17 protein-coding genes are annotated in these 17026 nt (G+C 53.9%); 6 read left to right on the top strand and 11 right to left on the bottom strand.

Going from position 1 to position 17026, the window contains the following annotated elements; genetic code table 11:
• Positions 1-86: 86 nt before the first annotated feature.
• The 8 genes from ACFVSO_RS18530 to ACFVSO_RS18565 form a co-directional block, all read right to left on the bottom strand.
• A complete protein-coding gene (locus tag ACFVSO_RS18530) occupies positions 87-482 on the bottom strand; it encodes an FxsA family protein (protein WP_387476273.1) in 396 nt (131 codons plus the stop codon).
• A gap of 119 nt (positions 483-601) precedes the next feature.
• On the bottom strand, positions 602-1069 hold the full coding sequence (locus tag ACFVSO_RS18535) for an acyl-CoA thioesterase (RefSeq protein WP_387476275.1): 468 nt from the start codon (positions 1067-1069) through the stop codon (positions 602-604).
• Positions 1070-1242: 173 nt separating this feature from the next.
• Positions 1243-2997 carry a pyruvate kinase gene (gene pyk / locus ACFVSO_RS18540; protein WP_387476277.1) on the bottom strand — a complete coding sequence of 585 codons (1755 nt, stop codon included), beginning with the start codon at positions 2995-2997 and terminating at the stop codon, positions 1243-1245.
• A gap of 95 nt (positions 2998-3092) precedes the next feature.
• Positions 3093-4166, bottom strand: coding sequence for an acetyl-CoA carboxylase carboxyltransferase subunit alpha (locus tag ACFVSO_RS18545; RefSeq protein ID WP_387476279.1), 1074 nt, complete (start codon positions 4164-4166; stop codon positions 3093-3095).
• A complete protein-coding gene (gene accD / locus ACFVSO_RS18550) occupies positions 4156-5025 on the bottom strand; it encodes an acetyl-CoA carboxylase, carboxyltransferase subunit beta (protein ID WP_387476281.1) in 870 nt (289 codons plus the stop codon). Before accD ends, ACFVSO_RS18545 begins: the two co-directional genes overlap by 11 nt.
• A gap of 39 nt (positions 5026-5064) precedes the next feature.
• Positions 5065-5253, bottom strand: coding sequence for a glutamate decarboxylase (locus ACFVSO_RS18555; protein WP_116042381.1), 189 nt, complete (start codon positions 5251-5253; stop codon positions 5065-5067).
• Between the two features lie 129 nt (positions 5254-5382).
• Positions 5383-5880 (bottom strand): phosphatidylglycerophosphatase A family protein, encoded by a 498-nt coding sequence (locus ACFVSO_RS18560; RefSeq protein WP_387476284.1) that lies wholly within the window; start codon positions 5878-5880, stop codon positions 5383-5385.
• 98 nt (positions 5881-5978) lie between these two features.
• Positions 5979-9731, bottom strand: a complete 3753-nt coding sequence (locus ACFVSO_RS18565; protein ID WP_387476286.1) for a DNA polymerase III subunit alpha — start codon at positions 9729-9731, stop codon at positions 5979-5981.
• Positions 9732-9858: 127 nt separating this feature from the next.
• On the opposite strand from ACFVSO_RS18565, the gene ACFVSO_RS18570 reads away from it, so the two are divergent.
• The 3 genes from ACFVSO_RS18570 (at position 9859) to ACFVSO_RS18580 (ending at position 11343) form a co-directional block, all read left to right on the top strand.
• Positions 9859-10185: a YtrH family sporulation protein gene (locus ACFVSO_RS18570; RefSeq protein ID WP_387476288.1), complete on the top strand. Its 327-nt coding sequence runs from the start codon at positions 9859-9861 to the stop codon at positions 10183-10185.
• 3 nt (positions 10186-10188) lie between these two features.
• Positions 10189-10698, top strand: coding sequence for a sporulation membrane protein YtrI (locus ACFVSO_RS18575; RefSeq protein ID WP_387476290.1), 510 nt, complete (start codon positions 10189-10191; stop codon positions 10696-10698).
• Between the two features lie 330 nt (positions 10699-11028).
• Complete coding sequence (locus tag ACFVSO_RS18580) at positions 11029-11343, top strand: YtpI family protein (RefSeq protein ID WP_387476292.1); 315 nt, start codon at positions 11029-11031, stop codon at positions 11341-11343.
• Here the strand turns inward: ACFVSO_RS18580 and ACFVSO_RS18585 are convergent.
• A complete protein-coding gene (locus ACFVSO_RS18585; RefSeq protein WP_387476294.1) occupies positions 11340-12695 on the bottom strand; it encodes a DRTGG domain-containing protein in 1356 nt (451 codons plus the stop codon). The two genes, ACFVSO_RS18580 and ACFVSO_RS18585, sit on opposite strands and share 4 nt — an antisense overlap.
• 88 nt (positions 12696-12783) lie before the next feature.
• Positions 12784-13278, bottom strand: a complete 495-nt coding sequence (locus tag ACFVSO_RS18590; protein ID WP_387476296.1) for a hypothetical protein — start codon at positions 13276-13278, stop codon at positions 12784-12786.
• 156 nt (positions 13279-13434) lie between these two features.
• Here ACFVSO_RS18590 and ACFVSO_RS18595 point away from each other — a divergent pair, with 156 nt between their 5' ends.
• A complete protein-coding gene (locus ACFVSO_RS18595; protein WP_387476298.1) occupies positions 13435-13788 on the top strand; it encodes a helix-turn-helix domain-containing protein in 354 nt (117 codons plus the stop codon).
• 103 nt (positions 13789-13891) lie between these two features.
• Here the strand turns inward: ACFVSO_RS18595 and ACFVSO_RS18600 are convergent, their stop codons facing one another.
• Complete coding sequence (locus ACFVSO_RS18600; RefSeq protein ID WP_387476300.1) at positions 13892-14209, bottom strand: hypothetical protein; 318 nt, start codon at positions 14207-14209, stop codon at positions 13892-13894.
• A 223-nt stretch (positions 14210-14432) separates the two neighbouring features.
• On the opposite strand from ACFVSO_RS18600, the gene ACFVSO_RS18605 reads away from it, so the two are divergent.
• Positions 14433-15815 (top strand): YheC/YheD family endospore coat-associated protein, encoded by a 1383-nt coding sequence (locus ACFVSO_RS18605; protein WP_387476302.1) that lies wholly within the window; start codon positions 14433-14435, stop codon positions 15813-15815.
• Positions 15816-15826: 11 nt separating this feature from the next.
• Positions 15827-17002, top strand: coding sequence for a YheC/YheD family endospore coat-associated protein (locus ACFVSO_RS18610; protein ID WP_387476304.1), 1176 nt, complete (start codon positions 15827-15829; stop codon positions 17000-17002).
• Positions 17003-17026 lie beyond the last annotated feature (24 nt).

Below are 17026 nucleotides of genomic sequence, written 5' to 3' on the forward strand. Positions count from 1 at the left end.
TAGCAAGCCAAAGCATATGCTATCGATACCATTATGATAGATGACTATTTTTGGCACATTATCGATTTGTTAACTTCATGTAAACATTAAAAACGCCTGATCGTAAAGCCTCCATTGCGCATTCGTTTCTCCAGCCACTGCAATATCATATTGCGGAAGAGGGGTCTGGTGAACGGCAGGAGCATGATGATACCAAACAAATCGCTGAAAAATCCTGGAAGCAGTAACAACAGCCCGCCCAGCAGCACACATATCCCGTCTATCATTGCCCGGCCAGGGATTTGCCCAGATTGCATTTGTCTCTGCGCCTCCACCCATACTTTCCGGCCTTCAAACTGAGCGACCAATGCGCCTGCAGCGCTTAGTACGAGAATAAGCAGGAATGTATTCCAGCCGCCGATCCAATCGCCCATTCGGAGAATGCCCCAAATCTCAATGATGGGCACTATTATTATCGCTGCTAATATCCACCTATACATCATATTCCACCTTTCGCTTGTAGCATGCACATGATTATTTCCGGACCAGCAAGCGGTAGTAAGTCGATGTGATCGACTTATATGGTCTCAACTGCGCAACAGCTCCTGCACCAACCTGTCACTTACTTCCCGCTAATGAGCGCATACAACTCTGGAAGCACCCGGCTTAGCCTTGCCGGCTGCCACTGTTCATTCACCCAGACATGCTTGGTGCCGCCTTCAACCAGCAATTCTCCCGGGAGCTCATCGCCATATGCTGCCTTAGCTGCCTTGAAGTCCGCCTCCGTCACTCTGCGAACCTGCGATTGAAACTCCACGCGCAGCGGTGAGCTGCTGGCAATACGAGTGCACACGACAACAAGATCGTCGTATTTGGCCGGCGCAACATACGTGCACTGAAGATCAACGACCGGCAGCAGCAGTCCTTTGCTTTCAATCGTCTTATAGTCGTATCCGGCCGACCTTATCCATTCCGTACGGCCAACTTCGAACCAGGTTACATAATTACCGTGAAAAACTACGCCCATCTGATCCGTTTCCTGATATCTGACCCGAATGGGATATAATGTCCATGCGCCTTCCGTCCCCACCTTTTCATCCCCCGTTCTATTGTTTGCGACTATGGCGTGCCCTAAGCTTACGGTTTGAAAAAACCTCTAACGAAGCCGTCATTAAAGAAGCGGCCGCATTAGAGGTTGTCCGATAGTTGAATAAAAAGCGACGGTGAACGCACCATCGCTTTCTATCCATTTATAAAGTTAAATTACAGTACTTTGGATTGGCCGGAGTAGATAAAGCCCGTTTCCGCATATACAGTAACTTCCATACCGTCTTTCAGTGTATCCGTAGCACCTGTCACACCCAGAATGACCGGAACGCTCAGGTTAAGACCGCATACTGCCGCATGGCTCGTAATGCCGCCTTGCTCCGTAATAACCGCTCCCGCCTTCTCGAATGCAGGCATGTATTCCTTGTCTGTCGAGACAGCTACCAGAATGTCGCCTTGCTGTACTTTTTCATTCGCTTCTTGCGGCGTGCGAGCTACTACCAGCTTGCCCGTAACCGTCTGGCTGCCGATGCCTTGGCCTTTTGCCAAAAGCTCGCCAATGTGGTGGATTTTCATCAGGTTGGTTGTGCCTGCAAATCCTACCGGTACGCCTGCCGTAATGACAACCGTGTCGCCCAGTGCCAGCAAACCTGTGCCCAGTGCCCCTTTGACCGCATTGTCGAACATCTCGTCAGTAGTGTCCGCGTCAGCTCCCTTAACCGGGATTACGCCCCAGCCCAATGCCAGACGCTTCATTACTTTCGCATCCGTCGTAACCGCGATGATCGGTGCTTTCGGACGGTATTTGGATACCATGCGAGCTGTAAAGCCGCTTTGCGTTGAAGTAATGATCGCTTTTGCATTCAGATCCAAAGCTGAGTTTGCTACCGCTTGGCTGATTGCTTCCGTTACGGACGTTTGCTGAGCGTTCGCTTGCTTCGTGAAGATCTCACGATATTCAAGCGCGTTCTCCGCGCGCTCTGCAATACGGGACATCGTCTGAACCGATTCAACCGGATATTTGCCCGCAGCCGTCTCGCCGGAGAGCATGATGGCATCCGTGCCGTCGAAGATCGCGTTCGCTACGTCACTCGCTTCTGCGCGAGTCGGACGAGGATTGCGCTGCATGGAATCCAGCATTTGTGTTGCTGTAATAACCGGCTTGCCTGCGCGGTTACACTTCTTGATCATCATTTTTTGAACCAGCGGCACTTCTTCCGCCGGAATCTCAACGCCAAGGTCGCCACGGGCAACCATCAGACCGTCGGATACTTCCAGAATCTCATCCAGGTTGTCTACGCCTTCCTGGTTCTCGATTTTGGAGATGATCTGGATATGGCTCGCGTTGTGCTTCTCCAGCAATTCGCGGATTTCCAGAACGTCGCTTGCTTTACGCACGAAGGAAGCTGCGATAAAGTCGACGCCTTGCTCGATACCGAAGATGATATCGTTCGCATCTTTTTCCGTGATGCCCGGCAACGAGATTTTAACGCCTGGAACGTTCACGCCTTTTTTGCTCTTGATCGGACCGTTGTTCACGATGCGGCAATGAATTTCTGTACCCTCGATGGACTCAACAGTCAGACCGATCAGACCGTCGTCGATCAAAACTGTCGAACCTACGGAGATGTCATTGGGAAGATTATTGTATGTTACGGGAATACGCGTGCGGTCGCCCAGAATTTCTTCCGTAGTCAGCGTAATCGCATCGCCTTGCACCAACTCAATCGGCTCTTCCTTCAGCTTGCCCAGACGAATCTCAGGACCTTTCGTATCCAGCAAGATTGCTACCGACGTACCCATCTCGGCATTAGCCAATCCTACGTTTTTGATCCGGTTGCCATGTTCCTCGAAGTCACCGTGCGAGAAGTTGAGACGGGCTACGTTCATCCCGGCTTGGATCAGTTTTTTTGTGTTTTCCAGTGATTCGCTGGAAGGTCCGATTGTACAGACGATTTTAGTTTTGCGCATGTTATGTTTCCTCCGTTTAATGCCTGAAATGTCATTATTGAATATAAATACACGCCTTCACGGGCTTGTCCCCCGCGTAATAGCGATTGTATACGTTAATTAAGGGTTGGGGCAGCTTCCTGTCCCGCGGAATGGCTGGCTGCTGGTCCGCCCAGCTCGTTCCCTTGCTCCGCAGCCGCGGACGGCTCCCGGACTTCCCCGGCCGCTTCAAGCTCGGCCATCTGGAAATATCCGATTTTACGGAACTTGTTGTAGCGATCCTCAATCAGCTCATCAGCGCTCATTGCGAGAAGTTCTTGAAGATGAGTCCAAAGCCCTTCCTTAATACGCTCCGACTGGTATTCAAGATCGCGATGGGCACCGCCTTGCGGCTCTTCGATAATCTGCTCAATAATGCCGAATTCCAGCAGATCCTTCGCAGTAATCTTCATGGCTTCGGCTGCCTGGTCGGCTCTCGAAGCATCCTTCCAAAGAATCGATGCCGCGCCGTTCGGCGATATCGCCGAATAGATGGCGTTCTCCAGCATCAATACACGGTTGCCGACGCCAAGCGCCAGGGCGCCGCCGCTTCCGCCTTCACCGATGACAACGCAGATAATAGGCACACCGAAACCGGCCATCTCACGCAGGTTGCGCGCAATCGCTTCCGATTGACCGCGTTCCTCTGCCGTATTGCCCGGATAGGCGCCTTTGGTATCGATAAAGGTAATGATCGGGCGATTGAATTTGTTCGCCTGCTGCATGAGTCGCAGCGCTTTGCGGAAGCCTTCCGGATGGGGGCTGCCGAAGAAACGGGCGATATTCTCGCGCGTATCCTTGCCCCGCTGATGACCGATGACCGTTACCGGCACCCCGTTTAGCTTAGCCAGACCGCCAACGATCGCCAGGTCGTCGGCGAATAGCCGATCGCCGTGCAGCTCCATAAAGTCGGTAAAGACCTCGCCGATGAAATCCAGCGATGTCGGACGTTGATGATGACGCGCAAGATGCATCTTCTGCGCTGCCGTCAGTTCGCTGTAGAGCTCTTCTTCCAGCTGCTTGCAGCGTTCCTCCAGCCGAAGAATCTCTTCGGAGAAATCAATACCTTTGCCGACGCTCAAGCTTTTCAGTTCTTTGATTTTTTGACGCATTTCCACAATTGGCTTCTCAAAGGGCAGTTCATTCGGCATGGAACGATTCCTCCTTCACGCAATGCATGTCCAGCAGCTTTGTAAGCGTCGCCTTCATATCCTTGCGGTGCACGACTTTATCCAGCTGACCGTGCTGCAAGTTGAACTCGGCCGTCTGGAAGTTGTCCGGAAGCTTCTGGCGGATCGTCTGCTCGATGACGATGCGTCCCGCAAAACCGATCAATGCGCCGGGCTCGGCCAAATTATAGTCGCCAAGACTCGCGAAGCTGGCGGATACGCCGCCTGTCGTCGGGTCAGTGAAGACGGAGATGTACAATCCGCCAGCCCCTTGGAACTTCGCCAGCGCAGCGCTTGTCTTGGCCATCTGCATCAGGCTCAAGATACTCTCCTGCATACGAGCGCCGCTCGATGTCGAGAAAATGATAAGAGGCAGCTTCTTCTCATGAGCCGCTTCGATCGCTCTTGTAATTTTCTCGCCAGCGACTGAGCCCATGCTTCCTGTAAAGAAGTCGAAGCTCATCACGGCAACAACCACAGGAAAGCCGCCAATCTTGCCTTCGCCCGTTATGACGGAATCGCGAAGATTCGACTTGGCTTTCTGCTGTTCAAGCTTATTGGCATAACCCGGGAAGGACAACGGATCGACCGATTCCATAGCGGCATCGTATTCCGTCAGCTTGCCGTCGTCCAGCGTCATGCCGATCCTCTCCCAAGCATTCAGCCGGTAATGATGCCCGCAAGAGGAGCAAACCTTCATGTTTTTTTCCAGCTCTTTGCTATATTGAATCGTGCCGCACTTGGAGCACTTATTCATCAAGCCTTCTGGAATATCACGCTTGGGACGCTCCGAAGGGATCGTCGCATATTTTTTTTTCGAAAATAAGTCCTTAATTTGCACTGTTACACCTCTCAAGGCGCAATAATGAACAATTAGCCATCAAGAGCGGAACAAGGAATTGAATACTTCCTGTACTTCCTCAAGCTCGCCTGACGGAACTAATATCTCATATTGCTGTTTAGACAGATTGACGGGCCGGACCTTTATCAAAAAACCTTCTTCCGTGAGCCGCTTCTTGATGTTTTCTGCCATTTTTGCTGTTGGTGCGATATAGATAACCGTCCACATCTTGGTACCTCCTGATAACCCCGCGTTAGCAAAGTTAACCTGTCGAACGTTCACGACTGTCGCCGTCCTGTCTAGTAAAACCAAACTAATCCCGCCAAAAGGCCATATGATGCCATAATGATAACATAGTTATGGCGAATCGGGCAAATGATATTGGATGGCTTTCGGATCGCCGTGAGCGATGCGGGCAGATGCCGCAGCCGCCAGACCGGCTACCAAATCGTCCAGAAAGACATGGATTTTTTCGCCTTTGACATTCAATTTGCGAATGATGCCTGGCTTCATTTTGTCCAAATATCCGAAGCTCGTAAGCCCGATCATGCCGTACACGTTCGTAATGCCAAGGGCAAGCGTCTCATCGACGCCATACAGCGATTCGTCGCGCTCCATAATGGATTGCAGCGGCTCAGGCAGAAGCTTCCGCTCAGCCAGCTCATCCAGAGCTATGCCGGTATATAGCACATATTGCACTTCTCTCTTCTCCAGCACTGCTCGCACGCTTTCCCGGCACTCCTCTATGCGTAGATCTGAATTATACGGCGATTGCAGCGTATATACAATCTCTGCAATATCCTCAACCGTCACGCCGCGTGTCTCCAGCCATTTTTCGATTGCGTTCACGGACATCCTTCCTCTCGGGGCCTGCTTGTATCTCTATGCATATGCGTGGACAAGCCATAATGTGCATAGAAATACAAAATCCGATAAGAAGAGCGCCTGAGTGCTTATCTGATTACAGCTGAACCGGTACCCAGCAGCTCCTCGATCGCCCCCAGCAGCTTGGGTCCCGGCTTTATGCGATGGCTTGCGCTGAGCGCGATCGCTTTGCCTTCCCGTTCATAGAACAACGCGCAATCTATCGTTCCCGGATGGGACAAGAGCAATTCCTTCAGGGCGTTCAGCACATACGCACGCTCGTTGCTCTCCGTAATTTTGATGTAGAGCAGCTGGCGCTTGCCCGTCCTTATCTCGCCGCCGGCGGCAGGCCGGACAGCAGCGCTCGTCCCGGCAGGCTGCTGCCGAGCACCGTCTCCATTCGAACGGAATGATGACTCTGAGGAGGCTTGACGCTGCGGCGCTTCCCCCGTTGAAGACATTCTACCAGATGCCCCGCGGGAAGAGGAGTCTACGCTGGCAGCAGTCCGGGATTTCGATTCGGCTGCTTGCTGCTGAGTCCCGCCAGCCGATGCCGGACGACTGCTGTCCATTCTGGCCGACCGAGTGCGCGCTGCGTTACGCAGTCGTCTGACCTGGGCCGCCATATAGTCATCGGTTCCCTCGATCGGAACGACATCATCGACCAACAGCTTGAAATCCTCGTCCTCATGCTGGACCTTCGCTTGTACAATGACGAGCCCGTCTTTGGCAAGCTTGGCGCCTACCCGCTTCCATACGGCCGGGAATACGACAGCTTCCACTCGCATGATGCGATCCTCTACATCCATAAACCCCATCGCATTGCCTTTCTTATTGGTGAAAGGCTTGAGGCCCGCAACCATGACGCCGACTACAGCAATCGTCCCGTCCGCCGCATCGTTCAAGTCCACCAGACGGTCAAGCTCCAGCTGATCAAGCCGTTCTGCTACGGATTCCAGCGGATGGCCCGACAAATACATGCCTAGCAATTCGCGCTCGAAGTCCAGCTTTTGGGAAGTCGTGAACGGCCTGATGTCCGGCAGCTCTACATCCCAATTCTGCACCTCCTCGAAGCCGAACATCTCAATCTGCAGCTCTTCCTTCTCCTTGCGCCACTTCACCGCCGTCTCCACCGTCTCCTCCAGCGAAGCAAGCAGCTGGGCGCGGTGGCCCGGCAAGGAATCCAGCGCGCCGGCCTGGATCAGCGATTCCAGTACGCGCTTGTTCACGACGCGCAGATCGACCCGCTTGCACAGATCGAGCAGGCTGACGAACGGTCCGTTCTCCCGCTCCCGCAGCACAGCATCTATCGCTTGAGTGCCGACGTTCTTAATGGAAGCAAGCCCGAATCGTACCGCAGATTCCACAGGGGTGAACGACACGCTGCTTTCGTTCAAATCCGGCGGCAGCACCTCGATCCCCATCCGGCGGCATTCATCGGCGTATTCTGCCGTCTTGCGCATATTGCCCGTAACCGATGCCATCATGGAGGCCATAAAGGGGACAGGATAATGCGCCTTAAGCCAGGCGGTCTGGAATGCAAGCACGCCATATGCCGCGGCATGCGCGCGCGGGAAGCCGTAATCGGCGAAGCGGACGATCATGTCATAGACCCGGTTGGCCTCCTCTTCACTGTAACCTTGCCCCAGGCTGCCCTTCACGAAGTGGGTGCGCTCCTCATCGAGCACCTCGCGCTTCTTCTTGGATACCGCACGGCGCAGCAAGTCGGCTTCACCGAGCGAGAAGCCCGCCATCAGAGAAGCAATCTGCATGATTTGCTCCTGGTAGACGATGATTCCGTACGTATCCTTCAGGATAGACTCAAGTTTCGGGTGAGGATAAGTGACATCCAGCACACCATGCTTGCCCCCGATATACTTGGGTATAAATTCCATCGGACCCGGACGATACAAGGCCACCACCGAGATGATGTCTTCAAAGGCTGACGGCTTCATCTCCCGCAGTACTCGCCGCACGCCAGTCGACTCCAGCTGGAAGATGCCTGTCGTATCGCCTCGTCCAAGCATCGTATAGGTATCTGGGTCAGAATCGTCTATCGTGCGGAAATCAATTTCCTTCCGGAACAGCTCCTTCACCCAGGCAAGCGTTCGTTCCAGAATAGACAGCGTTCTTAGGCCCAGGAAGTCCATCTTGAGCAGGCCGATCGCCTCCAGATGCTCCATGGAATATTGGGTCAGCGGAATCGATTCGCTCCCGCCCTGCAGCGGAACGTAATCCGTCAGCGGCTCCTTCGAGATAATGACGCCTGCGGCGTGAGTCGAGGCATGACGGGGCATCCCCTCTACCTTGATCGCCATCTTCAGCAGCGCATCTGTCTTCGGCTGCCGTTCGCAGGCGGCTCGCAGCTCCTCGCTCTGGCACAGCGCCTCCTCCAGTGTAATGCCAAGCTGATTCGGGATCAGCTTCGCGGCCCGGTCCACCTCTTGGAACGGCACGTTCAGCGCTCTGCCCACATCTCTGACCGCAGCCTTCGCGGCCATGGTGCCGAACGTAATAATTTGCGCCACATGCTCCTCGCCGTACTTGGCGGATACATAGGCAATAACTTCGTCGCGGCGCTCGTCGTTGAAGTCGATATCGATATCCGGCATCGATATCCGCTCCGGGTTCAGGAAGCGCTCGAACAGGAGCTTGTATTTCAGCGGATCGACATCGGTTATTCGCAGCGCGTAAGCGACGAGACTTCCTGCGGAGGAACCCCGGCCAGGACCGGTGCGTATGCCGCGTTCATGGGCGAAGCGAATGAAGTCCCATACGATCAGGAAGTAATCGCTGAATCCCATATTCTCGATAACGGACAACTCATAAGCCAGCCGCTCTTCAGCCTTCACTCGGAAATCCGAGCCGTCCGTCCACTCCGGCAAACCCGCATATCGCGACACAAGACCGCTCCCGCATAGCTCCGCCAAATATTGAGCAGAGGACGCTCCGGCGGGAACAGGTCGGAATACGGGCAGAGCTGCCCTGCCGAATGTCAGCTCCAGATTGCATTTGTCCGCAATTTCTACCGTATGGGCGATCGCCTCCGGCACATGGCGGAATAAAGCCGCCATCTCTTCGCCGCTCTTCATATATAGCTGGTCCGTCGACATGCGCATGCGGTCCCCATCCTCGACGGTCTTGCCCGTGCCGATACAAATGAGCACATCCTGCACGCTGGCATCTTCCGGCCGCAAATAATGCACGTCATTGGACGCAACCAGCTTGATCCCCGTCTCCCGGGCAAGTTCGATCATGGCCGTCGCCACCTTCTTCTGCTCCAGCATCCCGTGATCCTGAAGCTCCAGGTAGAAGTCGTCTCCAAAGATCGTCCGGTAGCGAAGCGCGGCTTCCCTCGCCTCATCCATGCGGTCGTAGAGCAAATGCTGGGAGACCTCTCCCATCAAGCAGGAGCTGAGGCAGACCAAGCCCTCAGCATGCTTAGCCAGCGTCTCCATGTCCACTCTCGGCTTATAATGGAAACCCTCCAGATGGGCGATAGAGCTGAGCTTCATCAAATTGCGGTAGCCCGTCTCATCCTTCGCCAACACGATAAGATGATAGGTCGGATTATCCTTGCGCGCCCCCTTCTCGAATCGCGATCCCGCTGTCAAATACAGCTCGCAGCCGATAATCGGCTTGATCCCGTTCGCACGGCAAGCGCGATAGAACGGAATCGCCCCGTACATCACGCCGTGATCCGTCAAGGCAAGCGCGCGCATGCCCAGCTCGGCAGCACGGGATGCCAAGTCCCGTATGCGGGCGGCGCCGTCAAGGAGGCTATATTCGCTATGCGCATGCAGATGTACAAATGCCTTTTCTTGTCCGGCACTTACGCCCATGGTATGACCACCTTTCCTAGCAAACCTCTGTTCTCATTTTAAAGTTATCGCTATTTTATCATAATCGGGTTGGACACGCCCATAGAATGGTATAAAGCGCTGGGATTACGAATTGGAGGCAATGGGCATGAGCTATTTTTTATCAAAAGCGGGTATGGATTTTTTTATCGCCTTTGGCGTCGTCATCGGAGGAGCCACGCTGGCGGGCGTCGGCTCTGTCTTTATGCTGATGCCTCCTGCCACCGTTATGCTCGACACCGCACTCCGGCTGAAAATATGGGCCATCGTAGCCGCGATAGGCGGATCGATCGATCCCGTCAGAGTCATTGAAAGCAATATCTCATTGGGCCAGCTGTCGCCGGTGGCGCAGCAAATCTGCTTCATTCTGTTCGCCTTTCTGGGTGCGCACATGGCCACCGAGCTGGTTCGATTAATATGCAAAGGAACGGTATAGTCGATGAGACTGCCTCCGTTCGAACGATATATAAGAGGCATGCAGCTAATAGGCGTGTTCCTGCTGGGCATGCTGGCCGGAGCTGTCACGCTTAACTCCCTGTTTGTTGCGCAGTTTGAAGCTATGTATCATACAAAGAATGAACTGGAAGCCAAGCTGGAGCAATACGAGCAAGATATTCGGGGGTTAAATCAATACAAAAACCAGCATACGGTCATTAAGAGCATTCAGTTGAGGCTCGCCGAAAACAATGGCAAGCGTACGCATCTGGACAAAGTGACGGAAGCGGAGCTGATCAAGCGCGTAAAGGAGGACCTCTCGATCTTCCTGGGCCAAAGCATCTATGAGGTCGACTCCGACGCCAAATTCGCCCGCAAGATTCTGGAGAGGAAGGTCTATGAGGACATTAACGGAAAAGATTATGTGGTTGAGCTGCAGACGGTGCTGCTTGCAGACAATGTACTTCAGATCTGGATGATTGCTCTGCCCCATGCCAAAGCTCCCGCTTCTTGAGGAGGTTGTTCAAAAAGTCCGCTTTTGATCACGAAGGGGATCATGAAACCTATTCGACATCGAATATAGCATTCAGCCGAACTTTCGGTGCTCACAAAAGCTTCCACTACGCTCCGCTCCTCATTTCCCAGCTTCATCCCATCTTCTGCAGCGTTTTGAAAAAACGCATCATCGGAAGCATAAGCTGATGTGCTGAAAACCGGACTTTTTGAACACGCACTTGAAGCAAACACACACACAATCTGATACAATAGAAAACGATTGACAGCCGTGAACGCCGATAGCGGCGCCGGCCTCTATTTTTTGAATTAAAGGAGCTGTATAGGTAACATGGATCAATTGCTGCAATGGCTGCTCTTCCCGGGCATCCTGATTACGCTGGCGCTTTCGACCGTATTCAGTTTCAAGTCACGGCGCGCCACGGATCCCAGAACAAGGGGCATACAAGCCGCAAGAATGAACATAAGCATGGGCGGCATGCTGCTATTTATCGCCGCTGTCCAGCTATTCCTGTCCGCCGAATCTACGCTTCGCATCGTGATCGGCGCGATCTTTATCGTCATCGGCCTGTTCAACCTGTTCGCGGGCATCCGCAACTTAAGCGTCTATCGTTCCATGGCTGCAAGCGAGCAGACACAGCGTTAATACGGATCGATCATCTGGGCCGTCAGCATCGCCTTCGCGGCGAGTCCCTGCCGGTCCAGCACCTCGATCTCAAGCTTGGAGAATTTGCGGCTTAGCTCAAGCGGCCGCGGCTTTATCGTAATCTCACTATCGATTTGCACGGGTCTGACATAATAGGATGTCATGCTCTCCAGCAGGAAATCCCGCTTGCCGGTATCACGGATCATTCTTCTGGCGGCTTGCGCCATAAGTGTCGTTAAGAGCCCCTCTGAGGCCATACCGAGCGCGCCTGACATTTGCGGCGTAATAGCCCCTTTGTAGCTGATCCCCGCATCGTCCTGGCTGCTCTCCTCCGTCTGAATGAAGCCTGCCCACATCAAATCCTCGAACGTCTGTCCTGATTCCGGCTGCTTGCCCGCGAATCGCATTGCATCCAGCACCTCTTGCCGCGTTACGACGCCCAGCAGCTTGCGATGCCGATCGACGATCGGCAGCAGATCAATGCCCTCAGCCGCCATCGTATGTGCTGCGGATGTGACCGTAATATTGGGCGCTGCCGTAATAGGCTGCCTGGTCATAACCTTGTCCACCGCAATATCTTCCTTGGAGCCTACCGCATCCTTCGCCGTCATCATCCCGATTACCCTGCCCCGATCATCAACGACTGGAAAACGCGAATACCCTGTTTCCTTGGACAGCCTATTATAGTCCGTTACAGTAGCTCCGGTGCGAAGCACATCCGCTGGACGGCTGAATGTGACGATATCCTCGATCAGCATAATCTTCCGCTTGATAAGCCTGTCATACATCGCCCTGTTGATCATAGAAGCAACGGTATACGTATCGTGTCTGGATGACAGAATCGGCAAAGAGAGCTCGTCCGCTAGCGCAATCACCTCTTCGCTAGGCTCGAACCCTCCTGTAATCAGTACGCCTGCGCCCTGCTCCAGCGCCCTGCGGTGGACGTTCACGCGGTTTCCTACGATAAGCAGACTGCCTTGGTCGATATACCGAAGCATCGCTTCCAGCTCCATCGCGCCAATGACGAATTTGTGTAGCGTCTTGTCCAGCCCTTCGCCGCCTCCGAACAACCGGCCTTCCACAATTTGCGCAACCTCGCCGAACGTTAGTTGGTCCAGCGCGTCACGCCGCTTGCGGTCGATTCGCACGGTGCCGATTCTCTCCTTCGTGCTGACGAGGCCGGACGCTTCCGCTTCCTTGAATGCCTTGTATACGGTGCCTTCGCTCACGCTCAGCTCTTTTGCAATGGCTCTAACCGATATTTTCGTGCCGATCTTAAGTCCCTGTATATGTTGAAGAATTAGCTCATGCTTGGTCGTCGTATCATTGCCTGGCTCATGGATCGTACTCACGTTCGTTCCCTCCTCGTTAGCTCCATTATAGGACATGGAAACAAGAATCGGAAATCCGGAACGCTTGTCCTGAGCTTGGCAGCTTAATCTACCATTGCAACTCTACCTTCTTCACCTTCAGATGGGCGTCGACCGGCTGGCCGCTCGCCCCAAGCAGCTTCCATTTCTTAAGCAATACGTTCATGCTGTTCGCGTTAATGGCGCTCTCTGCTCCGTCTACTATAAATTGCTGCCAGTCATAATCGATCGGCACACGGTAGCGAAGCTTATGAATCGGATAATTCATATAATCGATAACCTGTTCCGGAATGGCCTCATAAATACTGGAAAACAGGAACGAACCGCTTTCGCTATAGGGCCTTTCTATCGGTTCCGATTTCAATTGCATCAAGTATTCGACCGTTTGCGTGTGCGCATTCACTCCGCAACTGAAAGTCCCCTTTGCTGTCGCGGACTTGTTAAGCCTGTGCGAGAAGCGATAGGTGAAGGACAGCGAGAACGACACATTGCAATAAAAAGCCCGGACCTTTCTATAAAATTCAAATTCCTCTACCATCATCCCTTCTTCACCCTGCTCCTTCAACTATTATCCCACCATTCTAACACATTTGTCATATTTATGTTAATTATAATAAATCATCCACCCCCGAGTCAATGACTATAGTAATGATTTAATATACATCCTATATAACGTTGAGACGCTGCGTTTAACCTTTTATCGTTAGGCTGAGGTGACTTTATGAGCGACATCGGACGTTTGGTCGGCGAGAACATACGCGCATTGCGCAGAGCCAAAGGGCTTAGTCAGGAGCAATTGGCGCTGCGCGCGGATATCAACGCTTCTTATATGGGACAAGTCGAGCGTGGTGACAAAAACCCGACGATCGACGTTCTGAGCAGAATTGCCGCCGCGCTGCATACGCCGCTGGAGACGATTGTGAACATCCATGCGGAGCCGCCAACCGAAGAAAACGACGAGGCTGTGCGGTATGCTGACAAGATCGCAAGCCAGCTGTCGGGTCTAAGCGTCAAAGAACAAGAAGCCGTCTATAAACTAGTCAAGCAATTGGTTCAGTTCAAAGATTTGGAATAATACCAGCATCTATTGCCGCACACCAAAAAGGCCCCTGTCAGGGGCCTTTATTGTTAAGCTTATTCCGCCTAGAGACAATAGGGGCGGGCCTCGCGCCTCTCCCTTATCCTCTGCCTCTAGTGCGCTGCACAGTCTCTGCCCGCTTCGATATCCGCTTCTCCAGGGCGCGCTCCCACCGCTGCGCCTTCGCCCGCTTGATGCGGGCCATCTCCTTGCGCTTCCCTTCGCTCATGAGCAGCATATTCACATTGGCTGCTATGATGACCGCCGTAAAGGCGAGCCATACATACCAGAACAAATGGGCAGTACCGCCTCCCGCGCTTTGTCCCATTTGGGTCAACGCATAAAAAAGCATGCCCGAAGCAGCGATCAGATAGAATACATGACGGCCTTTACCCGGCAATTTTCGTTTACGCTCCATACTCTCCTCCTTATTCACCCCGATGCGGACAACAATAGTCTTGTCCTTTGTACTTCTATTCTATGATCCGAATTCCGACTCTATGACTGCGGAAAGTGCTTCGCTCCGAACACGCATTCACCATCCGGTAGGCGAACTCATATGATGAATTAATTCGTGTAAAACACCTACAGGCCTCCATATCCCTCATCGCATGACCTTCTGGCTTGGAAGGAGATTAGAAATGCTAAGAACGAAAGTCGCCATACAAGTCATCGCTGCAAATCAGCTGCCCGAAGATACCATCGTGCTTGGCGAAGGCTACATCAAGCATTGGAAGATCCCTAGAGGACAGCATGTAGAGCTCAAGTTCGGCGCTTTCCGCCGGCACTTGAAAGTTATACCGGCAGCGAAGCTCGACGGCATGCGCATCAGCCAGTCGCTCGCAGCCAAAATGGGCTGGCCGCCAGACTCACCCGCACGCATCCATCTGCGTATGCATTACAAGACGGCTACCGGCATGCTGTCACTTGGTCCGCTCATCGGCGTACTGGTAAGCCGCGACTTCCCCCAGACGCCGGATAAGCCGTTCGGCACCATAACGATGTTCTGCCGAGAGCTGGTGGAAGCGTGCACGGCGCAAGGGGCGTACGTCTACTTCTTTACGCCCAGCCACATCGGAAAGAGCGCCGATGCAGTCGAAGGCTGGACCTATTCAGGCGGGTGGAAGCAGAGCCGGTTCCCCGCGCCCGATATTGTGAACAATCGCCTGACGACGCGAAAGCTGGAGAACAGCTATGAGGTGCAGCGGTTTATGAAAGAAACCAAGCTCTATCATTCCACTGTCTTCTTCAACGAAAAGTTTCTGGATAAGACCGAGGTGTTCGAAGCGCTTCAGAAGGACGAATCGCTCGTCCGGTACTTGCCGGAGTCGCATCCGCTGCGCAGCTATGCCACACTCCGGAGCATGTGCGGCAAATACAGCAATGTGTTTCTCAAGCCGGTACGAGGCAGTCTGGGCAAAGGCATCATTCGCATCTCCCATCTGGAGGGCGAAAGTTACCAAGCGCTGCATGCCACCCCCGCAGGCTCGCGCAAGCAGGTGTATCCCAATCTGACAAGGCTGTACGCCTCGATCTCTTCCAAAATGAAATCAGTCCGCTATCAGATCCAGCAGGGCTTGCATCTGATTGAAATCCAGAAGAGGCCGGTCGACTTCCGTGCGCTCGTCCAGAAGAACGCCACCGGCAAATGGATGATCACCTCCATCGTCGCCCGTACAGCGGGCAATCAGCATTTTGTGTCCAATCTCGCGCGGGGTGGTACGCTCAGCACGGTAACCGCAGCCGTGTCCAAGTGCAATATGAACAGCAACATCAACCGGCTGGACACCACCGGGCGGCTCCGCAATGCGGCGCTTCAAATCGCCAAGGGCATCGACACCCATATTCCCGCCCACTTCGGGGAGCTTGGCATTGACCTTGCGCTCGATACAAGCGGCAAAGTATGGCTGCTCGAAGTCAATTCCAAGCCGTCCAAGAACGACAACACGCCGCTGAACGAAGGCAAGATCAGACCTTCCGTTCGAATGATGATCCAATACGCCCGCTTCCTTGCGGGCTTCTGACGGAGGCAGCTATGGAACACACGATATTGTACCTGGGCATTCTGACCGCACCGTTTCTTGGCCTTGCTTCAGAGGGGCAGGGGCGAATGACACCGCCGGAGCCTCGTCTATGCAGGGATCTGTCCGAGACTTCCGACCGATTGTCTGTGCACGCTTATGTCTTCACCTCTGAAGACTACGATCATGCTGCCGGAGAACTGTGCGGCTGGTGCTGGCAGAACGGCGAATGGGTACGGCAGTTAGTGCCGCTGCCGGATATCGTGTACGACAGAACCTTCTTCCATTCCAAAAGGGAGCGGCTGCGCTGCGAAGCGGCGCTGTCGGCCATCCATGCACGCAAAGCCCATCGCCGTATGAACGGAAGCTTGCCCTCGAAGCCGGTCGTCTACGACCGGCTTGCCGAGGACACGAGGCTTGCGCGTCACATCCCGCCAACCATTCGTTACGCTCCCGAGAGGCTGAAGCCGTTCCTCGCCTCGCATGGAGGGAGCGCCATTATAAAGCCCGCCGCCGGCATGCAAGGCAGGGGCGTCATCCTGATTCGGCAAGGATTGTGGAACGACGCGCTGTCAATCAAGGGCAGAACCCGCAGCAACCGCCCGTTCGAGCGTATCCTGCCGAATCTGGCGGAGCTGTCAGATCGGCTCTCCCGATTTATGGGAGACTCCCCTTTTCTTATCCAGCCCTATCTGCAGCTGCGTGATCGCGAGGGACGCCCTTACGATATACGCGCGCTGATTCAGAAGGACGGGAGTGGCAAATGGAGAATAACCGGAGAGGCTGCGCGGATCGGCCGCAGCGGCTCCTTGACGTCCAACCTGCACGGGGGCGGGGAAGTTATGGACTCCTTCGCCCTGCTATCTGCCAATTTTGGCAAGCCTATGGCCGAACGTTTAATCCGTGAAATCCATACAATAAGTGGGCATACAGCAATACGGCTGGAGCATGGCTTTGGAAGATTCGGTGAGCTTGCCATGGATTTCGGGATTGAGTCGGACGGCTCGATATGGCTGCTGGAAGTCAACTCGAAGCCTGGCCGCGAAGCCTTCCGCCAGACCGGTCCGGATACCGTCTACGCCATGTCCATCGAACGACCGATTCGTTATGCCAGATACTTGAAGGACCGTTTATCGCCGACCTTTACCGCATCCGAGTCTGCATACGACCTTTTTCAACCGCAACGTTAGATGGCCCATTCTAGGCAGGCCGAG

It is taken from the genome of Paenibacillus sp. NPDC057967 (assembly GCF_042887015.1).
Taxonomy (GTDB): Bacteria; Bacillota; Bacilli; order Paenibacillales; family Paenibacillaceae; genus Pristimantibacillus.